Source organism: Clostridium sp. ZS2-4, assembly GCF_026719745.1.
Taxonomy (GTDB): domain Bacteria; phylum Bacillota; class Clostridia; order Clostridiales; family Clostridiaceae; genus Clostridium_H.
In genome coordinates this window covers 18206-38195 of the sequence record NZ_JAPPRQ010000131.1, presented here as the reverse complement: position 1 = coordinate 38195, position 19990 = coordinate 18206, and the positions used below count along the sequence as shown (strand labels likewise).

The 19990-nt window shown below is 30.7% G+C and carries 22 protein-coding genes; 2 read left to right on the top strand and 20 right to left on the bottom strand.

What is annotated here, in order from left to right; genetic code table 11:
• Nucleotides 1-52 precede the first annotated feature (52 nt).
• The 9 genes from OIO11_RS15165 to OIO11_RS15125 form a co-directional block, all read right to left on the bottom strand.
• A complete protein-coding gene (locus OIO11_RS15165; protein ID WP_268072284.1) occupies nt 53-877 on the bottom strand; it encodes a carbohydrate ABC transporter permease in 825 nt (274 codons plus the stop codon).
• Entirely contained in the window at nt 877-1809 is a 933-nt protein-coding gene (locus OIO11_RS15160; RefSeq protein ID WP_442781311.1) for a carbohydrate ABC transporter permease, read from the bottom strand. The genes OIO11_RS15165 and OIO11_RS15160 overlap by 1 nt, the downstream gene beginning before the upstream one ends.
• Before the next feature lie 257 nt (nt 1810-2066).
• The gene (locus OIO11_RS15155) at nt 2067-2969 is read right to left on the bottom strand and encodes a DMT family transporter (RefSeq protein WP_268072283.1); all 903 of its coding nucleotides are present in this window, start codon (nt 2967-2969) and stop codon (nt 2067-2069) included.
• 124 nt (nt 2970-3093) lie between these two features.
• Nucleotides 3094-3918 carry a 2-amino-4-hydroxy-6-hydroxymethyldihydropteridine diphosphokinase gene (gene folK, locus OIO11_RS15150; RefSeq protein WP_268072282.1) on the bottom strand — a complete coding sequence of 275 codons (825 nt, stop codon included), beginning with the start codon at nt 3916-3918 and terminating at the stop codon, nt 3094-3096.
• Nucleotides 3919-3935: 17 nt separating this feature from the next.
• A complete protein-coding gene (folP, locus tag OIO11_RS15145; protein WP_268072281.1) occupies nt 3936-4745 on the bottom strand; it encodes a dihydropteroate synthase in 810 nt (269 codons plus the stop codon).
• A gap of 52 nt (nt 4746-4797) precedes the next feature.
• Nucleotides 4798-5301: an HD domain-containing protein gene (locus OIO11_RS15140; RefSeq protein WP_268072280.1), complete on the bottom strand. Its 504-nt coding sequence runs from the start codon at nt 5299-5301 to the stop codon at nt 4798-4800.
• A 140-nt stretch (nt 5302-5441) separates the two neighbouring features.
• Nucleotides 5442-6194 (bottom strand): aminotransferase class IV, encoded by a 753-nt coding sequence (locus OIO11_RS15135; RefSeq protein WP_268072279.1) that lies wholly within the window; start codon nt 6192-6194, stop codon nt 5442-5444.
• A gap of 75 nt (nt 6195-6269) precedes the next feature.
• Nucleotides 6270-7640, bottom strand: a complete 1371-nt coding sequence (gene pabB, locus OIO11_RS15130; RefSeq protein WP_442781310.1) for an aminodeoxychorismate synthase component I — start codon at nt 7638-7640, stop codon at nt 6270-6272.
• Nucleotides 7637-8209, bottom strand: a complete 573-nt coding sequence (locus OIO11_RS15125) for an anthranilate synthase component II (protein ID WP_268072278.1) — start codon at nt 8207-8209, stop codon at nt 7637-7639. Before OIO11_RS15125 ends, pabB begins: the two co-directional genes overlap by 4 nt.
• A 223-nt stretch (nt 8210-8432) precedes the next feature.
• Here OIO11_RS15125 and OIO11_RS15120 point away from each other — a divergent pair, with 223 nt between their 5' ends.
• Complete coding sequence (locus OIO11_RS15120; RefSeq protein ID WP_268072277.1) at nt 8433-9272, top strand: PHP domain-containing protein; 840 nt, start codon at nt 8433-8435, stop codon at nt 9270-9272.
• A 90-nt stretch (nt 9273-9362) separates the two neighbouring features.
• Here OIO11_RS15120 and ptsG read toward each other — a convergent pair whose 3' ends face one another.
• From ptsG to glpX, 7 genes are all read right to left on the bottom strand, one after another.
• Nucleotides 9363-11384: a glucose-specific PTS transporter subunit IIBC gene (ptsG, locus tag OIO11_RS15115; protein WP_268072276.1), complete on the bottom strand. Its 2022-nt coding sequence runs from the start codon at nt 11382-11384 to the stop codon at nt 9363-9365.
• Nucleotides 11385-11849: 465 nt separating this feature from the next.
• Nucleotides 11850-11984, bottom strand: a complete 135-nt coding sequence (locus OIO11_RS15110) for a hypothetical protein (RefSeq protein ID WP_268072275.1) — start codon at nt 11982-11984, stop codon at nt 11850-11852.
• A 30-nt stretch (nt 11985-12014) separates the two neighbouring features.
• A complete protein-coding gene (locus OIO11_RS15105) occupies nt 12015-13421 on the bottom strand; it encodes an aminopeptidase (RefSeq protein WP_442781309.1) in 1407 nt (468 codons plus the stop codon).
• A gap of 60 nt (nt 13422-13481) precedes the next feature.
• Nucleotides 13482-13604 (bottom strand): hypothetical protein, encoded by a 123-nt coding sequence (locus tag OIO11_RS15100; RefSeq protein WP_268072273.1) that lies wholly within the window; start codon nt 13602-13604, stop codon nt 13482-13484.
• 29 nt (nt 13605-13633) lie between these two features.
• Nucleotides 13634-14182 (bottom strand): 5-formyltetrahydrofolate cyclo-ligase, encoded by a 549-nt coding sequence (locus OIO11_RS15095; protein ID WP_268072272.1) that lies wholly within the window; start codon nt 14180-14182, stop codon nt 13634-13636.
• The gene (hprK, locus tag OIO11_RS15090) at nt 14172-15089 is read right to left on the bottom strand and encodes an HPr(Ser) kinase/phosphatase (protein WP_268072271.1); all 918 of its coding nucleotides are present in this window, start codon (nt 15087-15089) and stop codon (nt 14172-14174) included. Before hprK ends, OIO11_RS15095 begins: the two co-directional genes overlap by 11 nt.
• Before the next feature lie 217 nt (nt 15090-15306).
• Nucleotides 15307-16275, bottom strand: a complete 969-nt coding sequence (glpX, locus tag OIO11_RS15085) for a class II fructose-bisphosphatase (protein ID WP_268072270.1) — start codon at nt 16273-16275, stop codon at nt 15307-15309.
• A 397-nt stretch (nt 16276-16672) separates the two neighbouring features.
• Here glpX and OIO11_RS15080 point away from each other — a divergent pair, with 397 nt between their 5' ends.
• Entirely contained in the window at nt 16673-16864 is a 192-nt protein-coding gene (locus tag OIO11_RS15080) for an aspartyl-phosphate phosphatase Spo0E family protein (RefSeq protein WP_268072269.1), read from the top strand.
• Between the two features lie 44 nt (nt 16865-16908).
• On the opposite strand, the gene OIO11_RS15075 is transcribed toward OIO11_RS15080, so the two are convergent.
• From OIO11_RS15075 to OIO11_RS15060, 4 genes are all read right to left on the bottom strand, one after another.
• On the bottom strand, nt 16909-17457 hold the full coding sequence (locus OIO11_RS15075) for a flavodoxin family protein (RefSeq protein WP_268072268.1): 549 nt from the start codon (nt 17455-17457) through the stop codon (nt 16909-16911).
• 18 nt (nt 17458-17475) lie between these two features.
• Nucleotides 17476-17865 (bottom strand): hypothetical protein, encoded by a 390-nt coding sequence (locus OIO11_RS15070; protein WP_268072267.1) that lies wholly within the window; start codon nt 17863-17865, stop codon nt 17476-17478.
• A gap of 293 nt (nt 17866-18158) precedes the next feature.
• A complete protein-coding gene (locus OIO11_RS15065) occupies nt 18159-19340 on the bottom strand; it encodes an FprA family A-type flavoprotein (RefSeq protein ID WP_268072266.1) in 1182 nt (393 codons plus the stop codon).
• A 216-nt stretch (nt 19341-19556) separates the two neighbouring features.
• On the bottom strand, nt 19557-19895 hold the full coding sequence (locus OIO11_RS15060; protein ID WP_268072265.1) for a hypothetical protein: 339 nt from the start codon (nt 19893-19895) through the stop codon (nt 19557-19559).
• Between the last annotated feature and the right edge of the window lie 95 nt (nt 19896-19990).

The window sequence follows — 19990 nt, the reverse complement described above, 5'->3', positions numbered from 1 at the left end:
AATATTTATTAAAATCTAAAATTTTAATATGCTTTTTAATCCCTAAAATCAATTAACTCTTTACAGATCCGGATGTTAATCCTTCAATGAGTTGTTTTTGACCTAAAACAAATGCCAATATAGAAGGTATAATTATCATTATAATACCTGCCATCAAAGGTCCAAACGCTTGTGCATCAACATTTTGAAGCATACTCATTCCTATTTGTACTGTTCTCATACTTTCACGATTTGTAGTAAGTAATGGCCACATATACATATTCCAAGCCTGTAGAAAAGAGTATATTCCTAAAGAACCTATTGCCGGCTTAGAAAGAGGTATTACTACACTAATCAAAAATCTAAAATTTCCACAGCCATCCAAAATAGCAGCTTCATGTAATTCTTTAGGTAGCGTTAAGAAAAATTGTCTAAATAGAAATATTGCTAGTGCTGATGTTAAATAGGGCAGTATCAACGCCTTAAATGTATCTAACATTCCCAATGAACTTATAGTCAGGTAATTAGCTATAATTACCGCTTGTCCTGGTATCATAAGAGTTGATAAGATAATTATAAACAAAACATTTTTTCCTTTAAAATTCATGAAAGAAAATGCATAGGCTGCAAGTATCCCTGTTATTACTTGTCCTATAGTTATTGTTACAGACATTATTAAACTGTTTAATATAAATTTTAAAATTGGTGCTGTTTCCAGAGCTTCCTTATAATTTTCAGTAAATAACTTTCTAGGTATAAATTTAGGAGGATATTCAAAAATTTGTTCCGGTGACATTAGACTTACACATAATGTATATATGATAGGTCCTAAAATCAAAAGTGAAATTATTATATTTAAAACATATACAATAATCTTTGAAGTATTCTTTTTTTTCATTAATAATTCACCTTCCTTTCACCAAACTTAAATTGAAGTAATGTAAGGATTAACAATATTAAGAACAAAATTATGGATTCAGCACTTGCAACTCCAAATCTGTTATTAAAAAATGCTTCTCTGTATATTGAATGTACAAGAACATTTGTTGATTCTCCTGGTCCTCCTGACGTCATTATGTTTATTTGTCCGAATGCCTGAAAAGTATTTATTATATTTATTACTAATAAGAAAAATAAGGTTGGAGATATGCATGGAATTGTAATGTGAAAATGCTTGCTAAAAATTCCTGCTCCATCTATGGCAGCACTTTCATATAGGTCTGTAGGTACTCCTTGTAAAGCAGCTATGATAAATATAAAATTTATCCCTATATTCATCCAAATAGTAACTATTGCAACCGCAGTTAATCCCCAATTTGTATCAGTAAGCCATCCTATATTTGTTTTCAAGAAATAATTAACAATACCTATGCTTGGATGGAAAAGAAACATCCATATTATAGCCGCTGAAGCTGAAGAAATTGCCATTGGAAGTGCATATATTGTCCTGAATATACCTATTCCTTTAAGTTTTACATTGGCAAGAATTGCAACAATAAATCCTATAATCATAGATGGAAATACAGTAAAAACAGCAAATTTCAGCGTAACAATCAGGCTGTTTTGAAAAGAATGCAATTTAAAAAGATTTATATAGTTGCTTAATCCTATAAAACTGCTAACATTTCCTTGAGAATCTGTGGCATTTAAACTTAAGTATATAGTTTTCATAAAAGGATAAAAAATAAATAGTACAAAAATAATCATAGCCGGTAGTATATACAAATATGGTTCTATAATGCTGGTAAATGATTTTGATGAAGTTTTAAAATCTCCTTGCTTTTGTTTTTTGTTATTTACTTTTGGGTTATTTTTAAAACCTTTATTCATTATTTTCTCCTCCTAACCTTCTCATATTTATATCGAAATATTAAGTTCAATAAATATTTTTCTTAATAGATATATGTATGTCCCATTCCAAACATGCCATAAAATTGTATTTAACCCCAATTACTCAGTACAGTTTTTGTTATTAATATCCAAAATAAAAGTGAGCTTATTATACCTAAAAGTATAATAAGCTCACTTTTGTCCGCTAATCACCTGATAAAACTTCAACCTGTTTGTACATTTCTAAATACACATATCTATTCTGAGGCAGTTCTTCTTTGTTTAATTTTTAAAAATTCCCACTTAGTTTCAGATGTTATTACGGCTATGAATATAAATATGGAACCCCAAATCATTTTTGTTGTAAATAACTCCCCTAATAAAATTATGGATAACAAACATCCAAAAAGTGATTCTAAAGAAAGAATTATAGCCGCATGAGTTTCACTGGTATATTTTTGTGCTACATTTTGGATTATTAATCCCAGCATAGTACTAAACAATCCTAAATATAAAATAGACATAATTCCTTGCATTCCTATTTCCCTTGGAACTGGCTCAAAAATAACTGCAACAGCCGTTGAAAAAAGTGCACATACAGCCATTTGAATTATAGTAAGCACTACTGGATCTACATCTGCTGTGTAAAAACCTATTGACACTATTTGAGCTGCAAATAAAACAGCACACAAAAGTGTAAGGGTGTCACCTAACCCTATATTCAGACTGTTCTGCAAACTTAACATTCCTATACCTATTAAAGTTATAAAAGCTGCTATTATTGAATACATATCTGGTCTTTTTTTGTTAATTATCCAAGATAAAAAAGGTACTATGACCACATAAGTTGCAGTTAAAAATGCTTGCTTTCCTGGTGTTGTATATTGAAGCCCTACAGTCTGTGTTGCAAAACCCCCAAATAAAAACGTCCCTACTACAACTCCAGCTTTAATATCTTTTTTATTTATTCCCTTTAATTTTTTCCAAAATACTATGCTTAATAATACAGTTGCTATTATAAATCTCATTGCAACTATATAAAAAGGCGGAATGGTGTTTAGTGCATCTTTTACTGCTACAAATCCTCCTCCCCATACAATAGCTACCAAAAGCAATGCCATATCTGCCAAAATACTTTTTTTATTGTCCACTTGTTTCATATTTTAGTCTCTCCTTAAATAATGTTTATATATTTACCTATGTATAGTCATTAGGATTAAATTATAACTTCAATTTCAACCCGTATAAAATGGACTGTCTGATATTTTTGACAGTCCTTTATTATTATACCTGATATTCTTTTAATTCTTCAACTAATTGGTAAATTCTTTTATTCAATACAGGATGCATTAAATAGGGAGCTATATCAGAAAGCGGCTTTAGCACAAACATTCTTTCATGCATTCTTGGATGCGGTATAATAGCCTCTTCAAAGTCCGTTATTAAGTCATCATATAGAAGAATATCTAAATCTATAGTTCTAGGTCCCCACTTTATTACTCTTTCTCTCTTTAGTTCTTTTTCAATTTTAAGAAGAAGCTTTATAAGCTCTCTAGGCTCTAAAAGGGTTTTAATTTCTAATACAGTATTAAGAAAATCATCCTGTTCCAAATATCCAACAGGTTTTGTTTCATACATATTTGCCACTTTTGTTACCTTAGTTAATCCTGATAAACTTAGTTTTTCAATAGCTCCTTTTATATTATCTTCCTTGTTCCCTAAATTAGATCCCACTCCTATATATGCTTTATGCCAACTTCTATCAACTTCAACAGCCGCATATTTTATAGGTTTTCCTATAGGTGCCCAAGGCTTTTTTAGCATAAGTTTGACTCTTTGTACCATATCATAATTTAAAAGAATATACTTCGCCAGCTCCTCTGCTGCTTTTTCAATTAAGTCATATTTTTCTTTCTTAAATTCTTCTTCAAGCTGCCAGCAAAGCTCAGCATAGTTAACTGTCTTTGTTAAATCATCACTTTTTCCCGCAGCACTTAGATCCAAAAATAATTCAGCAGAAACTAAAAATCTCTGCCCCATACTTTTTTCCTCTTCATTAACTCCATGAAACCCATAAATCTCCAAATCTCTTATGTACATCTTATCCAAAAAAACACATCCTCCGTCTATTTTCTTCTTAAAATAGCATCTGTCATAACACATGCTCTCTTATTTTCTTTAACATCATGAACTCTGACAAAATCGCAACCCTTCGTTATTCCTATTACTGTGGTTGCAATAGTACCTTCTGTTCTTTCCTCTGCAGGTAAATCTAAAGTAAGTCCAATCATTGACTTTCTTGAAGTTCCTAAAAGAACAGGATATCCTAATTCCTTCAATTTCTCAAGTTCCTTCATAACCTTTAGATTATCCTCATAAGTCTTTGCAAAACCTATACCTGGGTCAAGTATTATATTTTCTCTTTTAACTCCAGCCTTTACTGCTATTTCTATGCTTTCCTTCAAGTCTTCTATCATATCTTCAATTATGTTATTATAATCTTTATTATCTCTATTATGCATAAGACAACATGGTATTCCAAACTCACCAGCCACCTTTGCTATTTCCCTTTCTTTCTTAAAGCCCCAAACATCATTTATAAGACTTGCTCCTGCTTTTACTGCCATTCTGGCTACCTTGGCTTTATATGTATCTATAGATATAGGAACGTTTATTTCTTTAGATAAAACTTCTATTATAGGAACTACTCTTCTTATTTCTTCTTCTTCTGAAACTTCTATGTGTCCTGGTCTTGTTGACTCTCCTCCTATATCTATAATGTCAACTCCTTCTTGTATCATTTTCTTTGCACGAACTAATGCTGCTTCCATATTGTTAAACTTTCCTCCATCTGAGAAGGAATCAGGAGTTACATTTAAAATTCCCATAACATAAGTTCTTTCTCCTATGTTAAATTCTCTATTCCCTATCTTCATCAACTTTTCCTCCTAACGTTAATACATCTTTAGTAGTGAAATGAACGTATTTTTAGTAGTGTATCTCTAGATTTTTCTTTTCATCTGGCCAATTGCATTTTTTCGTACTTCTGCAGTTAAAACAACTTCTTGACAACTTATCTGCTCTATAGAATATGCTGCATAAAGAATCCTCTTCCTGCATTATATTTGTATCTTTACCCTTTTTTCTATGACCTGAAATAGCTTTTTTTATTTCTTTTCTCTCTTCTTCGGTGAAACCACTGTCTATTAGAATTTTTTCACTTAAATCCGCGCTTGCAATATTGTGAGGTGTACCGTCTTCATACTGTCTCCATCTCCCTATATCATGAAGAAGTCCTACTGCATAAATTATTTCTTTATCTATACCTAAATTATTCTCTAAATTAAGAATATAAGCAATTCTTGCCGTATCTAAAAAATGCTGTACATCATGCTTGCAAAATTCTCTCTTTCTCTCATGTTTCACTATTTTCTTTAAATATTCTCTATATCTTTCGTTACATAAAATTTTGTTAACTCTTTCAAGCTCCATTAAAATACCCCTCTTTTTATTGTTTGCCTATATATTTATGCGCCTCTATGAATACATATTACTTAGTTTTTAATAAGCTTAAAAATTACCTGGCACTTATTTATCTTTTTTCCATCTATCACAAGACAACTTTACTATTTTTACCTACATATGTAATGTCTATACTTTAACTCAATACTATCTATTATATCACTTTTTTCAAAAACATTTTTCTCTATTCTGTCTATTTTCATAATTCCCATTAAACTATTTGTCAAAAAAGCTCCATCTGAATTTAATAAATCCTTTAAAATAAATTGACCCTCTAAAACATTATAGTTATCAATGACCCATCTTCTCACTACACCTGGAAGCAATCCTGATTCTATTGAGGGCGTATATATTTTATTTTCTTTAACAAAAAATATATTTGAAATACTTCCCTCACTTAAATATTCATAATTATTTAAAAATAAAACCTCATTATATCCTTCTTTTAAAGCAGCTTCTCTTTCAATTGCATTATCTATATAATTCAGTGATTTTAAATATGTTATATGTGAATGAGGATTTCTTTTAATTTTGCTTACCTTTACTGTAAAACCCTTAATATAATCTTCTTCCTTATATGCTATTTCTCTTTTGGTAAAAACTATATTTTTTTCACTAACCGCTATCTTAACTCCACAGTTTTTACAGTTTAGCTTTCTAATATTCTCTAGGAAATATTCTTCTGAAATTTGTATTTTTACCCCTATTTTTAAAAGACCTTTATTTAATCGCTGCAAATGCTCCTTTAGAAAAATAGGCTTATCATTAACTAAAACAGTTTCAAAAAGTCCTCTTCCAAAAAAGAAGCCGCTATCAAGTTCAATTTTACTATCTTCTCTAAGTTCCCCATTAACTATTATCACACCAACACCTCTTATAAAAATTAATACATTTCACTTTCGCTGAGTAAAGTGTATTTTGTTGTCAACTCTACACTTTTAGCTTTCACCTGCAATCTCTAAGCTTCTAAATAGTGCTCTAGCTTTGTCTAATGTTTCTTCATATTCTGCCTTTGGATCTGACTCCCAGGTTATCCCCCCACCTACTCCTATATAAGCTTTGTTATTCTTTATTAGCATAGTTCTAATTACAATATTTAAATCTACACTATCATCAAAACCTATATAACCTATGCAGCCCGTATATATATTTCTTCTAATCTTCTCCAACTCATCAATTATCTCCATAGATCGAATTTTCGGCGCACCAGTTATAGATCCTCCTGGAAAGCATGCCTTTATACAATCTATTGAGGTACATTCATCTCTAATTTCGCCTTTTACAGTTGAAACCAAATGATATACTGTACTGTATTCCTCTAACTCAAAAAGCTCTGTTACTTTAACAGAATTCGGTTTACATACCCTACTTAAATCATTTCTCTCTAGGTCTACAATCATTAAAAGTTCTGATTTATCCTTTTCGCTATCCAAAAGCTCTTGCTTATTTTTTATATCTTCCTCTTTATCTCTTCCTCTTGGTCTTGTTCCCTTTATAGGTCTGGTCTCCACAATTCCATCCTTAATTTGCAGAAATCTTTCTGGAGATGATGACACTATACTAAAACCATCAAGCTTCATGAAAGCAGCAAAGGGAGCAGGATTTATACTTCTTAGAGTTTTATAAATCTCATACGGTTCTTTTTCTGTGATGCATGTGAACCTTTGCGTTAAGTTTGTTATATAAATATCTCCATTTTCTATATACTCTCTAACCTTCTCTATAGTTTTTATGTACTCCTCCTTTATAAAATTAGATTCAAACTCAAGCTTATTTCCTATATGCTTTGTATATTCTATTTTTTTATCTTTATATATTCTCTGTTTTATACTGTTTATACTTTTTTCATGTTCCTGTAAAATTCCTAAAGCTGTAATACAAACTTTATTATTAACATGATCTATGACAATAACATTGTCATAAAAATTAAAATAACAATCAGGTATATCCACATCCTCAACTGCTATCTCAGGTAATTTTTCTATACTTCTTCCTAAGTCATAGGAAAAATACCCTATACCACCTCCTATAAAAGGAAGCTGTGTGCTGTTTTTAAATTTATATTTATTTATTATACTTTTCAATTCTTCAAAGGTATCTCCTTTATATTCTTCTCCATTTATAATACATGTATTGTTTTTTGATTTAAAAGTTATAAATGAATTTAATCCTATGAAAGAATATTTGCCAAGTCGTTTTTTATCCATTCCGCTGTCTAAAAACACACTTTCTTTTTCTTCTTTAAATATAGAATATATACTAAAAGCATCAAGCTCTGTACTTATTTCTTCTATTAAAGGTTTTATCATCTTTTGCACCTCTCTATAAAGTTTCTTAGAATTTCGTGTCCACATTCCGTTAGTTCTGCTTCTGGATGAAATTGTACTCCTTCAATGTCATATTCCTTATGTCTCAATCCCATAATAACTCCTCCTTTTGTCTCACAAGTTACAGAAAGACAAGAAGGTAAACTTTCTCGTTCAACAATTAGAGAGTGATATCTTGTAACCTTTAAAGGATTCTTTATATTTTCAAATACCCCTTCTCCTCTATGATACACCTGTGATATCTTACCATGCATAGGTCTTTTCCCTTTTACTATTTTCCCTCCAAAAGCATATCCTATAGTTTGATGTCCTAAACATATTCCCAAAATAGGAATTTTCCCTTTGAAATTCTTTATTATATCTATTGAAATTCCAGCATCTCTAGGATTTTTAGGTCCTGGTGAAATTATTATTCCCTGCAGATTCATTTTTTCTATATCTTCTATAGTAATTTCATCATTTCTGTATACTATAATATCTTCTTTAAGTTCACCAAAATATCTAACAAGGTTATACACAAAAGAATCATAATTATCTATCATTAAAAACATACAAGTCCTCCTTCTAGCTAATATACACTTTAAAAATTATTTCTATTATATCAAAAGCTTTTAAATGGGTATATATCAAAACTTTCCATTAGACTTTTATTAATTGAGGATTTATGTGTATAATTAGTAATATTGATAACCAGCTTTTAAAATTAATTTTTTTAGTCCTTTATAGTTAAACATTGAAAATTATTGTAATACATTTAGATTTGAGGTGAAAACAATGATTAAAAAAGGTGATTTTCACAATCACACTACAGCATCAGACGGGAAACTGTCTCCAAGAGAATTAGTCGAATTAGCACAAAAAGAAGGTTTAGATATAATAGCAATTACAGACCATGACAACACCGAGGGTCTTGATGAGGCTTTAAAAACAGGAAAAGAGATAGGAATTACAGTAATTCCAGGCATAGAACTTACTACAAGATATAATGGAGAAAGTGTTCATTTATTAGGATACTTTAAAGGAGACAATTATAAATCTCCATCCTTTCAGAATTACTTAAACGAACTTCAGGAACACAGAGTAAAAAGAGGCGAAAAAATAGCATCTAATTTAAAGAAATTTTTTGATATATCCATTAATTATGAAGAAATATTAAAAAAGAATAAAGGAGTTATAGCAAGACCTCATATTGCCAAGGCTATAATAGAAGCTGGATATCCTTATGACTGGAATTATATTTTTGACAATATAATAGGAAACGACAGCCCTGCTTATGTTCCAAATAAAAATATAAGTATCGAGGAAGGTATAAGCATACTTAAATCTGCTGATGCTTTTGTATCACTGGCACATCCAACTCTCATAAACAAATCCAATATAGAGGATCTTATGAAATATGGATTTGATGGAATTGAAGGAATTTATCCTCTAAATAAACCTTTTCAAGAAAAAATTTTTAGAGAAATCTGCCTAAAACATAACAAGCTTATAACTGCTGGTTCAGATTATCACGGCTTAGGCAAAACCGACACAAAACATGGATATATAGGAGCATCCGTTCTGGAAGGTAAAGATTTGGAAATATTTTTAGCCGCATTAGAAAAAGAAATTTGACAGGAGAAAAATAAAAATGAAAGCCAATAAAAAAGCACCTGAAACCTTATTGGTAACAGATGCTTTTTGTATTTAACTTCTAATTACAGCTTATTTTATTGTAACAAATCCTTTTTCTCCACGTTTAACTTGTTTTCCAAATTGAACTGACAATTTCTTATCTTCAGTTAGGTTAGTAAATACAACTGGAGTTATAAGTGAAGGTACCTTTCCTTTTACTTCATCATAGTTAACTTTAAGGATTGGTTGACCTACTTTTACCTTGTCATCTTGAGCTATTAAAGCCTCAAGTCCTTCTCCATTAAGATTTACTGTATCTATACCAAAGTGAATTAATATTTCAAGTCCATTATCAGCAGTTATTCCTATTGCATGTTTAGTTGGGAATAAAGTTGTTATTGTTCCATTTACAGGTGATACAACTTCACCATTTGCTGGTTCAATTGCAAATCCGTCTCCCATCATTTTTTGAGAGAAAACTTGATCTGGAACTTCTGATAACTCTAATATTTTTCCATCTATTGGAGCAACAAACACATCATCGTTTGCTAAAGTAACAGCTGCTTGTTTTGCTGCTTCTTTTTCTTTAACTTCAGTTGGAACCTTTCCTGCCATAACATCTTTAATTTGATTTTTTAATTGGTCTGATTTTGGTCCAAATATAGCTTGTATATTATTTCCAACTTCCATAACCCCTGCTGCCCCTAATTGCTTAAGTCCAGTTTTATCAACTTGCTTAATATCATTTACACTTACACGAAGACGAGTTATACATGCATCTAATTTTCCTATATTTTCTTTTCCACCTAATGCTTCTAATACAGCACTAGCAAGTTCTCCACCTTTTACATCAACTCTTACTGCTGCTTCATCGTCAACTTCACGACCCGGAGTCTTAAGATCCCATTTTCTGATAGCAAAACGGAATCCGAAGTAGTAAATTACTGCAAATACTAATCCTACTGGAATTACTAACCACCATGATGTACGGTTTGGCATTACACCAAATAGTAAGTAGTCAATTACACCCCCTGAGAATGTCATACCTATTTTAACATTTAACATCTGCATTACCATGAAAGATAATCCTGCAAATATACAGTGAATTCCAAATAATATTGGTGCTACAAATAAGAATGAGAACTCAATTGGTTCAGTAATACCTGTTAAGAAAGAAGTTAGCGCTGCTGATGCTAATATACCAGCTGCAAGAATTTTCTTTTCAGGTTTTGCTTCATGATACATTGCTAATGCTGCTGCTGGTAAACCAAACATCATGAATGGGAATTTACCAGTCATAAATGTTCCTGCTGTAAATGGTACTCCATCCTTTAATTGAGCAAAGAATATTGCTTGGTCTCCATTTACTAACTGTCCTGCTTTGCTTGTATATTCACCAAATTGATACCAGAATGGATTATAGAAAATGTGATGTAATCCAAATGGTATTAATGAACGTTCAATTACACCGAATATAAATGCTGCTGCTGTTTTATTAGTATCAATCATGTTACGTGAAAATACAGTTAGTCCATTTTGAATTGGAGGCCATATAAATATCATAACAACCCCTAATGCTAAACCTGCTACTGCTGTAACTATTGGTACAAATCTTTTACCTGCAAAGAATCCTAAATATGGAGGTAATTCGATATTGTAAAATTTCTTATAAACTTGTGCTGCTATAATACCAACTATAATACCGCCAAATACACCTGTTTGTAATGTATTAATTCCTAAAACATTTGCATATTGTGGCATTTTGTCAATATTTTCTGGAACATGTGCAAGTATTCCCATTGTTTTATTCATAATTAGGAATCCTACTATTGCTGCAAGTCCTGCAACTCCTTCTCCATCTGCTAAGCCTACTGCAACTCCTACTGCAAATAGTAATGCAAGATTACCAAAAATAATTCCTCCTGATTGTTCCATAACTTTAGCAAATGCTTGAAACCATTGTACATCTAATGCCGGAACAGACGCTAAAAATTGTGGATTTTGAAACATATTACCAAAAGCAAGTAATAAACCTGCTGCTGGTAGCAATGCAACTGGAAGCATTAAAGCTTTACCTACTTGTTGTAAAACACCGAATGATTTTTTAAACATATACCTTTTCTCCCTTCAATTTACATTTACTATGTTTAGTTATACTACTTGTGTTTTTAAAAAACATAAAAGGCATGAACAATGGTAACTAAGGTTATTCTTATATTTATTTGCATTAATTATAGACCTCTGCAGTTAAACCCTGTCTAACTAGCAGTACAAGTCTCCCTAGCACAAAATCCTACATTAGTATCTTGCACCATAATACAAATAAATATAAATACACCTTTTTAAAACCATTGATCATGCCTTGCCTGATCGAATCAGTAACACGCATAATGCTACATTATTTAAATTATAAGTTTTTCAAATGTTCACCATAGCCTGACTACGTTTACATTATATCATCCAATTTTATTCATTGCAATACTTTTAAACATTATTTTGAATTTTTTCAAAAACACATTTTACCAATAGCAAAATAAAGCATGTGAATCTTATTTAAAAATCTCACATGCTACTAGTTTATTTTCTTCTTTTTATTTCATCCATTACTCTTTTTATGGTATTAAATATCATTCCAATTCCTATTACCACAAATAAAACATACAGTTTTCCCTTGTTAGCTGGATCATTTAAAAACTGAAAAATTTTATCCATTACAGCATCTCCAGCGATTATTAATTATTTTTAAGCTTCCAGTAAAAACGCATAATATCCTCTCATCGTTTCATATACGTCTGCTTTGCTTACAACTTCCCATGGAGCATGCATGTTTTGAACTGCAACACCACAGTCTATAACTTCCATACCATATTCAGCAAGTATATAAGCTATAGTACCGCCGCCGCCTTGGTCTACCTTTCCAAGTTCAGACGTTTGCCATGATACATTATGCTTTTCCATCATAGCTCTTATTTGTGCAATATATTCTGGATTTGCATCGTTGCAGCCTGATTTTCCTCTTGCGCCTGTATATTTATTGAATACTATCCCCTTACCAAAGTAAGCACAGTTTTTCTTTTCCATTACTGATGGATAATTTGGATCATAAGCAGCACTTACATCTGATGAAAGCATTTTAGAATTTGAAAGAGCACGTCTTACCTTTAATTCACCATAATCTCCACATAAATTCATAACCTCAGCTACAGTATTTTCAAAGAATCTAGAGTGCATTCCTGTAGCACCAATACTTCCTACTTCTTCTTTATCAACTAAAAGAGTAACACAAGTTTTTGACGGATTATCTATTTTTAGCATTGCTTCAAAGGATGTAAAAGAACATACTCTGTCATCATGACCATATGCCATAACCATACTTTTATCAAGTCCATAATGTCTTGCAGGACCAGCTGGAACTACTTCAAGCTCTGCTGATACAAAATCTTCTTCATCTATATCATATTTTTCATTTAATATCTTTAATATGTTCTGTTTTACTCTGCTTTTAGCTTCTTTGTCTTCAACAGGCATACTTCCAACTAAGATATTTAAATCTTCTCCTTCGATACCTTTAGCTAATTTCTTTTGAAGCTGGTCTGCTGACAGATGAACTAATAAATCTGAAATTCCTACTACAGGATCACTTATATCTTCACCTATAACCACATTTATCACTGTTCCATCTTTCTTTACCATAACTCCATGAATTGCAAGAGGTAATGTAACCCATTGGTATTTTTTAATTCCACCATAGTAATGAGTATCTAATAATGCTAAATCTGTATCTTCATACAATGGGTTTTGTTTTAAATCAAGTCTTGGAGAGTCAACGTGAGCTCCAAGGATACTCATACCCTTTTGAAGTTCTTCACTACCTATTATAAACATAGCTAAAGTTTTACCCATGTTATTTGCATAAACCTTATCTCCAGCCTTAAGACTTCCATTTAACTTTATTATATCATCTAAGTTTCTATATCCTGCTTTTTCTGCAAGAACTATAAACTTATCAATACATTCTCTTTCTGTTTTACATTTAGACATAAACTCTATGTATCTATCATTCAATTCAAATACTTTTTCTAAATCTTCCTTAGAATACTTATTCCATGCATATTCATATTTTTTTTCTAATTTTTTTTCCTTTTCCAAAGTCATTTCCCCCTATTAGCTTATTATATAAATCATAATATATTTTACATACGTTATATATTATATCATATTTTTTATTTTACTCAATTTAACATACTTAGTGTTTATATCCATATCCAGAACTTGTTTCACTTCTTTAAAGTCATTTAAAATATCTAAAACCTGCATTCTACCACCAACCATATTTGTTTAACAAGGTTAGTTTTTACATTTTAGTTAGTAATTATTCTATCTATAAACACATCATGAATTTCAACAGGAACTTTGTCCATAACTTGAAAATCATAAGCTAAAGCAAGCTTTACAGCATTAGAGTTTAACTTTTTTAAAAATCTATCATAAAATCCTCCGCCATATCCTACTCTTCCTCCAAAAATATCAAAAGCAATTCCTGGAACCACTACTAAATCTATAACCTGTTCATCTACTGAAAATTCAAAACTTGCAGGCTCCCAAATCCCATACATACCTTTTTTTAATTCATTTACGCTTTTTATTTGAATAGCCTTCATTCCTTTTTGTTTTGAAATAACCTTAGGAACATACACACACTTGTCATCTTGCAAAGCATGTTGTATAAATCTCTGAGTATCTACTTCATTATTAAAACTTACATAAGTAAAAATATGCTTTGAATCTATATATTCTTTGCTGTTTATTAATTTATTAAATATCAATGTATCAAATTCTAGTTTTTCTTCAGCTTTTAGCAATAATCGTTTTTCATTTATATATTCTCTTATTTCTTTTTTACTTTTCATTACTGAACATTTCTTCCATTCTCTTATCTATTGTCTCAACTGGAGATACTTTAGATACTAGACTGTATCTATAATTTGCTGCAGCAGCCTCTATTATAACTGCAATATTTCTTCCAGGTCTTATAGGAATAGTTAGCCTTTTAATTGGAATATTTAATATTTCTAAATATTGTTCGTCTATACCAAGTCTGTCATAATTTTGTTCAGTCTTCCACTGTTCTAGGTATATTACCAGATCTACGGTCTTTTCTTCTAATACTGAACTCAATCCATAAAGAGCGGGTACATCTATTATTCCCATACCTCTAACCTCCATCATACCTGAAGTTATATATGGTGCTGTTCCATGCAGAATACCATCTATCTCTTTTATATCAACAGCATCATCTGCTACCAATCTATGTCCTCTCTTTATAAGCTCTAGAGCCGTCTCACTTTTACCTATTCCACTCTCTCCAGTTATCAAAATACCAATACCATATACATCTAACAGGACTCCATGCAATCTAGTTTCTGGTGCCAGCTGAGCGTCAAGGTAATTCTTAAGTTTTGTTACAACTTGAGTAGTAAGTAATTTACTTCTAACCACCCATCTCTTATTTTTCTTAGCGTGCTCTATAAACTCATCATGTGGTTCCAAATCTCTAGCTATAATAATACATGGAGTTTCAAACTGGAAAAATTTTTTCATTCTTTTTTTCATGACCTGAATCTGCATTGTTTCTAAAAAACTCCATTCAGCTCTTCCTACTATTTGAACTCTTTCATTAGCAAAATAACTATAATATCCTGAAAATTGAAGTCCTGGTCTGTTTATGTCACTTGTTTTTATTTCAGTACCTGGCTTACCTTCAACTAATATTTCCAAATTCAAATCTTTAACTAACTTTTCAACTGTTATGGCCATTATTTTTCCTCTCTTTTCTACTTTTGTAATCTAAAATGTATGTAATCGTTATGTATATTTTACAATATTAAAATATTTTTATCTATAATTCTAGACATAAAATAACTTTTTCTATATTCCCTAAACATATTATCCTTCATTTTCCACATAAAATTCATAAAAAAATGACCACAAACAAATTATATGTAGTGGTCAAATTATTTTCAAATTTTATTTTTTATAGAAGGCAAGTTTTATTTATATGATGTATAGCCTCAACAAATCTTACTGTCCCAGTTTTTGATCTCATTATTACTGAATGAGTTGAAGCTGTATGATTTTTAGAGTATACTACTCCTTTCAACAAATCACAATCTGTCAAAGCTGTAGCTGCAAAATATACATCATCAGATTTTACTAAATCATCTATTGTCAATACCTTATTAAAATCTTCTATACCCATAGCAATACATCTTTGTCTTTCTTCTTCAGTATGAGGCTCAAGTTTAGCTTGCATTTCTCCTCCCATACATTTGATTGCTGCAGCAGCAATAACTCCTTCTGGTGCTCCACCTGTTCCCATCATAATATCAATACCTGTATTTTCAAAACCGCATGCTAAAATAGCTGCCACGTCACCTTCACCAAATAACTTTACTCTAGCTCCTACTTCTCTTGCCTGTTCAACTATATAATCATGTCTTTCTCTTTCTTGTACAATTATAGTTAATTCTGTAACATCTTTATCTAGAGCTTTAGCAACATTCAATATATTTTCTTTTGGTGATTTATTGATATCAATAGCACCTTTTGCTCCCGCTCCAACAGCAATTTTCTGCATATACATATCTGGTGCATGCAGAAGACTTCCTTTAGGTCCCATTGCTACAACAGCTATTGAATTAGGTAAGCCTTTTGCAATAAGAACTGTGCCATCAATAGGATCTACTGCAATATCCATTTCTGGCATATTGTCGTCACCTACACCTACCTTTTGTCCAATATACAACATTGGTGCTTCATCAAGTTCTCCTTCTCCAATTACAACTGTTCCACGAACTGGCATCATATTAAATGCATCTTCCATTCCATTAACAGCTTCTTGGTCAGCAGCATTTTTGTCGCCTCTTCCCATGAATTTTACTCCTCTAAGAGCAGCTGCTTCAGTAACTCTAACTAATCCCATAGCTATATCAATATTTGTCATTTATTTACCCTCCATTTTTGCACTTTAATACTTTATTTTCACTATATATTCCCTCATATTTCTCAAAACGCTATATAAAAACATAATCACATTTATATATTCTCTTTAAATATTGTATCACATATATTATTTATACAACATATTCAGACATATTTCAATACATTTGTTGTTAGATTGTATTTTCAAAATATTCAAACGTTCCCTATTTATCCACTATTTTCTAATTTTACATTTTTCAGCTAAAAACTTTTAATATTTGATAAAAACTATGTTTTGTATGCTATTTTATAGGACATTCTGATACTTTTTGCATGTTTTTATACATTGAAATTACTTCACATTTTTTCAAAAATCTGCTAAAATAAATTTACTAACTTTTAAGGAAGGACGATACTTAATGAATAGCACTTTACAAATCTTAGAGTTGCTTAATTTAACAATTGAATATTATAGAGAAATTCTTAATTCTCTTTTACTGTATTATGAACCTACCAGTGAAGTAGTTATTACAGCCAGTCAACAATTGGACAAATATTTAAATGATTACACTAATGCAATTGTTAATAATAATTGTAAGTATATAGCATAATATATAAAGTAAGCACAAGCTATTCTACACAGCTTGTGCTTACTTTATATATCTTTTGCAATTTTATATAATTCTTGAATAACCTTATGATTATTTACTATAGGATTATTGTCAGTATTGGGTACATACACACTCTCTACTAATTCTCCGTGTAAGGTTTTAATAAAATATTTAAACATATTTTCCATAGGTTTAAACATTTCATTCCATTGGCTTCCAGCATTGAGAAATAATACCCCTTTTTTATTCTTATTAGGCTCATCTATTTTCAATATATATCTTTTACTCCAGTAAACCTGAGTCCTATCTATTATATTTTTAAAAGTTCCAGGATAAGAAGCAAAATACATAGGTGAAAATACAATTATGTTATCACTCTCATCAATTATTTTATAAATAGCGGTCATCTCATCTTTTATAGAACATTCTCCTACGTGTGTATAACAATATTTGCAATCAATACATGGTTTAACATCCACATCATAAGAGTTGATAATATGAATTTCTCCTTTTAACCCCTTTAAGAAAGCTTCCATCATAGCTTGTGTATTACCCTTTTTATTTGGTGAAGCCATAAATATTAATGTTTTCAAAATCTATATCACTCCACACTAAAGATCTAATTTATCTAAAACTTCTTCAATATCAAAATCTTCTTTTGAGAATACAGCTATAAATTCATTTCGTTCTTGTTCTTCATCTACTCCATAAGAAACATACTGAGCCACTAACTCAAACTCTTCAATAACCTCTTCAATTATCTCTCCAACATTATCTGCCGCTATGTCATTTAAGTATGGTATATAAAATTCTTCTTTCCATACTTCTCCATCTTCTGTATCACCACTTTCATCACTTGCATAATTCTTAGCCGCTGACAACTCATCTTCATCAAAATCATAAAAAAATCTTGAAACCACCATTCCATCTTCATAATCCAATTCTTCAACATCACTTAAATCATTTTTTCCTAAGAATTCTATAATTTTTCTTTCTTTCACTTCAATCACTCCCTTATTTGTTTTATATCATTATATTTTATCATAATTGGCAAAAAATAATACACTATAAAAGCTAGTGAAATTTTAATTTTTCACTAGCTTTTGATATTATCTATTCAAGTAAAGAGCTGGTAAGCTCCGAAAGCGATAGCTCAAGCGAAATATTACTTGTTCTAAGGCTAAATGCCTTTATTAAAAAAACTGTTAAATAAAACTCTTTCACCCGAAAGAGTGTAAAATCCTAGGGACTGGGGATTGGCCACTGGTTACTAGAATAAAATTGTTTCACAATTTTATTCTATGATGTTAATAAATTTTTCAATAAACTCGTCTGCAATTTTAAAATCTTTTTCTGATGGTACAAGTTTAAACTTAAGTCCTTCATCTAATGTTTTAAACTTCATAGCTTTTAATCTCTCAGTCATCATTGGTACCCCTTCTCCACTCCAGCCATAAGACCCAAAGGCTGCGGCTGCTTTTCCTCTGTTTGGTATTACACATATTGATGTAAGCAATTTCCAAACAGGTTCTACAGCATCCTGATTTATTGTTGGAGAACCTATAAGAATTCCTGTTGCTTTATTAACAAGTTCTACAGCCTCATTTATATTCATAGAAGTTATCTCATGAGCTTCTGCCTTAATTCCATTTTCATTAAGCTTGCTTACCAAATATTCTGCCATTCTTTCCGTATTATGATAAGCTGAAATATAAAATACTTGAACATTTTGCTTTAACTCTTCTTCTGTTGACATTTCTTTATACATCTGAAGAGATTTCTTAATATGCCCTTCAGTATGAATTGGTCCATGACTTGGTGCAATAATATCTATATCTAAATCTTTAATTTTTTCTAATGCTGCTAAAACAAACTTTTTAAATGGTCCCATTATTACATCAAAATAATATTTAAATTCTTCTAAATATTCATCATTATGAGGATCATTCATAATATCTTGTGGACAGTAATGAGCTCCAGTTACATCACATGTAAACAAAACATTTTTTTCCTTAACATAAGTAAATATTGTATCAGGCCAATGCAAGTTTGGAGCTGATATAAATTTCAATGTGTGTTTGCCTAAATTAAGTTCTCCTATTTTTACTGCATTTTCAGATTTAAACTCTCTATTTAAAATATTACTTAGGTAATTTAATGCTGCTGGTGAGGCGACAACTACTGCTTCTGGATAAATCTCTAACATTCTTTTTAATGCACCACTGTGATCAAGTTCTGTATGTTGAACTATGATATAGTCGATTTTCCTATCCCCTATTATTTCCTGTATACTCTCTATAGATTTATCTAAAAATCCATCTTTCACGCTATCTATAACTGCAACTTTTTCATCATCTATCAAGTAAGAATTGTATGTAGTTCCTTTCTCTGTTTTCATTATTATGTCAAAAATTTCAAGTTCTGCATCCTTAACGCCAACCCAATATACATCATCTTTTAATTCAACTGCACTCATTTCAATTCCCTCCTTAAACTTATAACCCTTCCACTAATCTTATTTTTTTAATATATCCCTTATAAACAATATATTTTATTACTTAATATTTATTACAAAACACCTCATAGATTTATTATTTCCTTATAACATGATTGTTAATCAAATAAATTATAGACTTTATACCACATATAAAAGTTAGTTAAAATACATAAAAAGGTACCTAAAGGTACCTTTTTAATAAATGATTGTATCAGTTGGATACATTTGCAAATAAGTTTCAAATAATTGTTTTGCAGCTTCTTCTGATATTTTTCCATCCGTCAAGCTTCTATACAACATATATAACTTAGAATGTAATTCAGGATTCTTAGTCATGGATTCCTTCATTTCTTCATAAATCACATCTTCTAATAAATTTTCAGTATTGCAATCAGACGCTTTACTCAGCATTTTTATTACTTTGCTCATTCTAATCTTTAATGTGTCCTCAGCACAGCAATCCTTTATTTCTTTCAACTCAAACAAAACTTTCTCTATTATCTCATTTTCTATATAAACCTTCTTTTTTTCCATTAATATTCCCCCTTGGATTAATTTGTGCTTAACGTATTTAATTATAGTATATATTGCAATTATCAATATTCATTGTTCAATAATCAATTTATAAA

Coding starts and splice junctions, on each gene's coding strand:
- OIO11_RS15160 (WP_442781311.1), bottom strand. CDS start 1,809: ATGAATAAAGGTTTTAAAAATAACCCAAAAGTAAATAACAAAAAACAA.
- OIO11_RS15080 (WP_268072269.1), top strand. CDS start 16,673: ATGAATAGCACTTTACAAATCTTAGAGTTGCTTAATTTAACAATTGAA.
- OIO11_RS15110 (WP_268072275.1), bottom strand. CDS start 11,984: ATGGATAAAATTTTTCAGTTTTTAAATGATCCAGCTAACAAGGGAAAA.
- folP (WP_268072281.1), bottom strand. CDS start 4,745: ATGAAGATAGGGAATAGAGAATTTAACATAGGAGAAAGAACTTATGTT.
- OIO11_RS15165 (WP_268072284.1), bottom strand. CDS start 877: ATGAAAAAAAAGAATACTTCAAAGATTATTGTATATGTTTTAAATATA.
- OIO11_RS15155 (WP_268072283.1), bottom strand. CDS start 2,969: ATGAAACAAGTGGACAATAAAAAAAGTATTTTGGCAGATATGGCATTG.
- OIO11_RS15120 (WP_268072277.1), top strand. CDS start 8,433: ATGATTAAAAAAGGTGATTTTCACAATCACACTACAGCATCAGACGGG.
- hprK (WP_268072271.1), bottom strand. CDS start 15,089: ATGGCCATAACAGTTGAAAAGTTAGTTAAAGATTTGAATTTGGAAATA.
- OIO11_RS15140 (WP_268072280.1), bottom strand. CDS start 5,301: ATGGAGCTTGAAAGAGTTAACAAAATTTTATGTAACGAAAGATATAGA.
- pabB (WP_442781310.1), bottom strand. CDS start 7,640: ATGATAAAACCTTTAATAGAAGAAATAAGTACAGAGCTTGATGCTTTT.
- glpX (WP_268072270.1), bottom strand. CDS start 16,275: ATGACAAATATTGATATAGCTATGGGATTAGTTAGAGTTACTGAAGCA.
- OIO11_RS15095 (WP_268072272.1), bottom strand. CDS start 14,182: ATGAAAAGTAAAAAAGAAATAAGAGAATATATAAATGAAAAACGATTA.
- OIO11_RS15065 (WP_268072266.1), bottom strand. CDS start 19,340: ATGAGTGCAGTTGAATTAAAAGATGATGTATATTGGGTTGGCGTTAAG.
- OIO11_RS15125 (WP_268072278.1), bottom strand. CDS start 8,209: ATGTTTTTAATGATAGATAATTATGATTCTTTTGTGTATAACCTTGTT.
- OIO11_RS15060 (WP_268072265.1), bottom strand. CDS start 19,895: ATGGAAAAAAAGAAGGTTTATATAGAAAATGAGATAATAGAGAAAGTT.
- ptsG (WP_268072276.1), bottom strand. CDS start 11,384: ATGTTTAAAAAATCATTCGGTGTTTTACAACAAGTAGGTAAAGCTTTA.
- OIO11_RS15100 (WP_268072273.1), bottom strand. CDS start 13,604: ATGGTTGGTGGTAGAATGCAGGTTTTAGATATTTTAAATGACTTTAAA.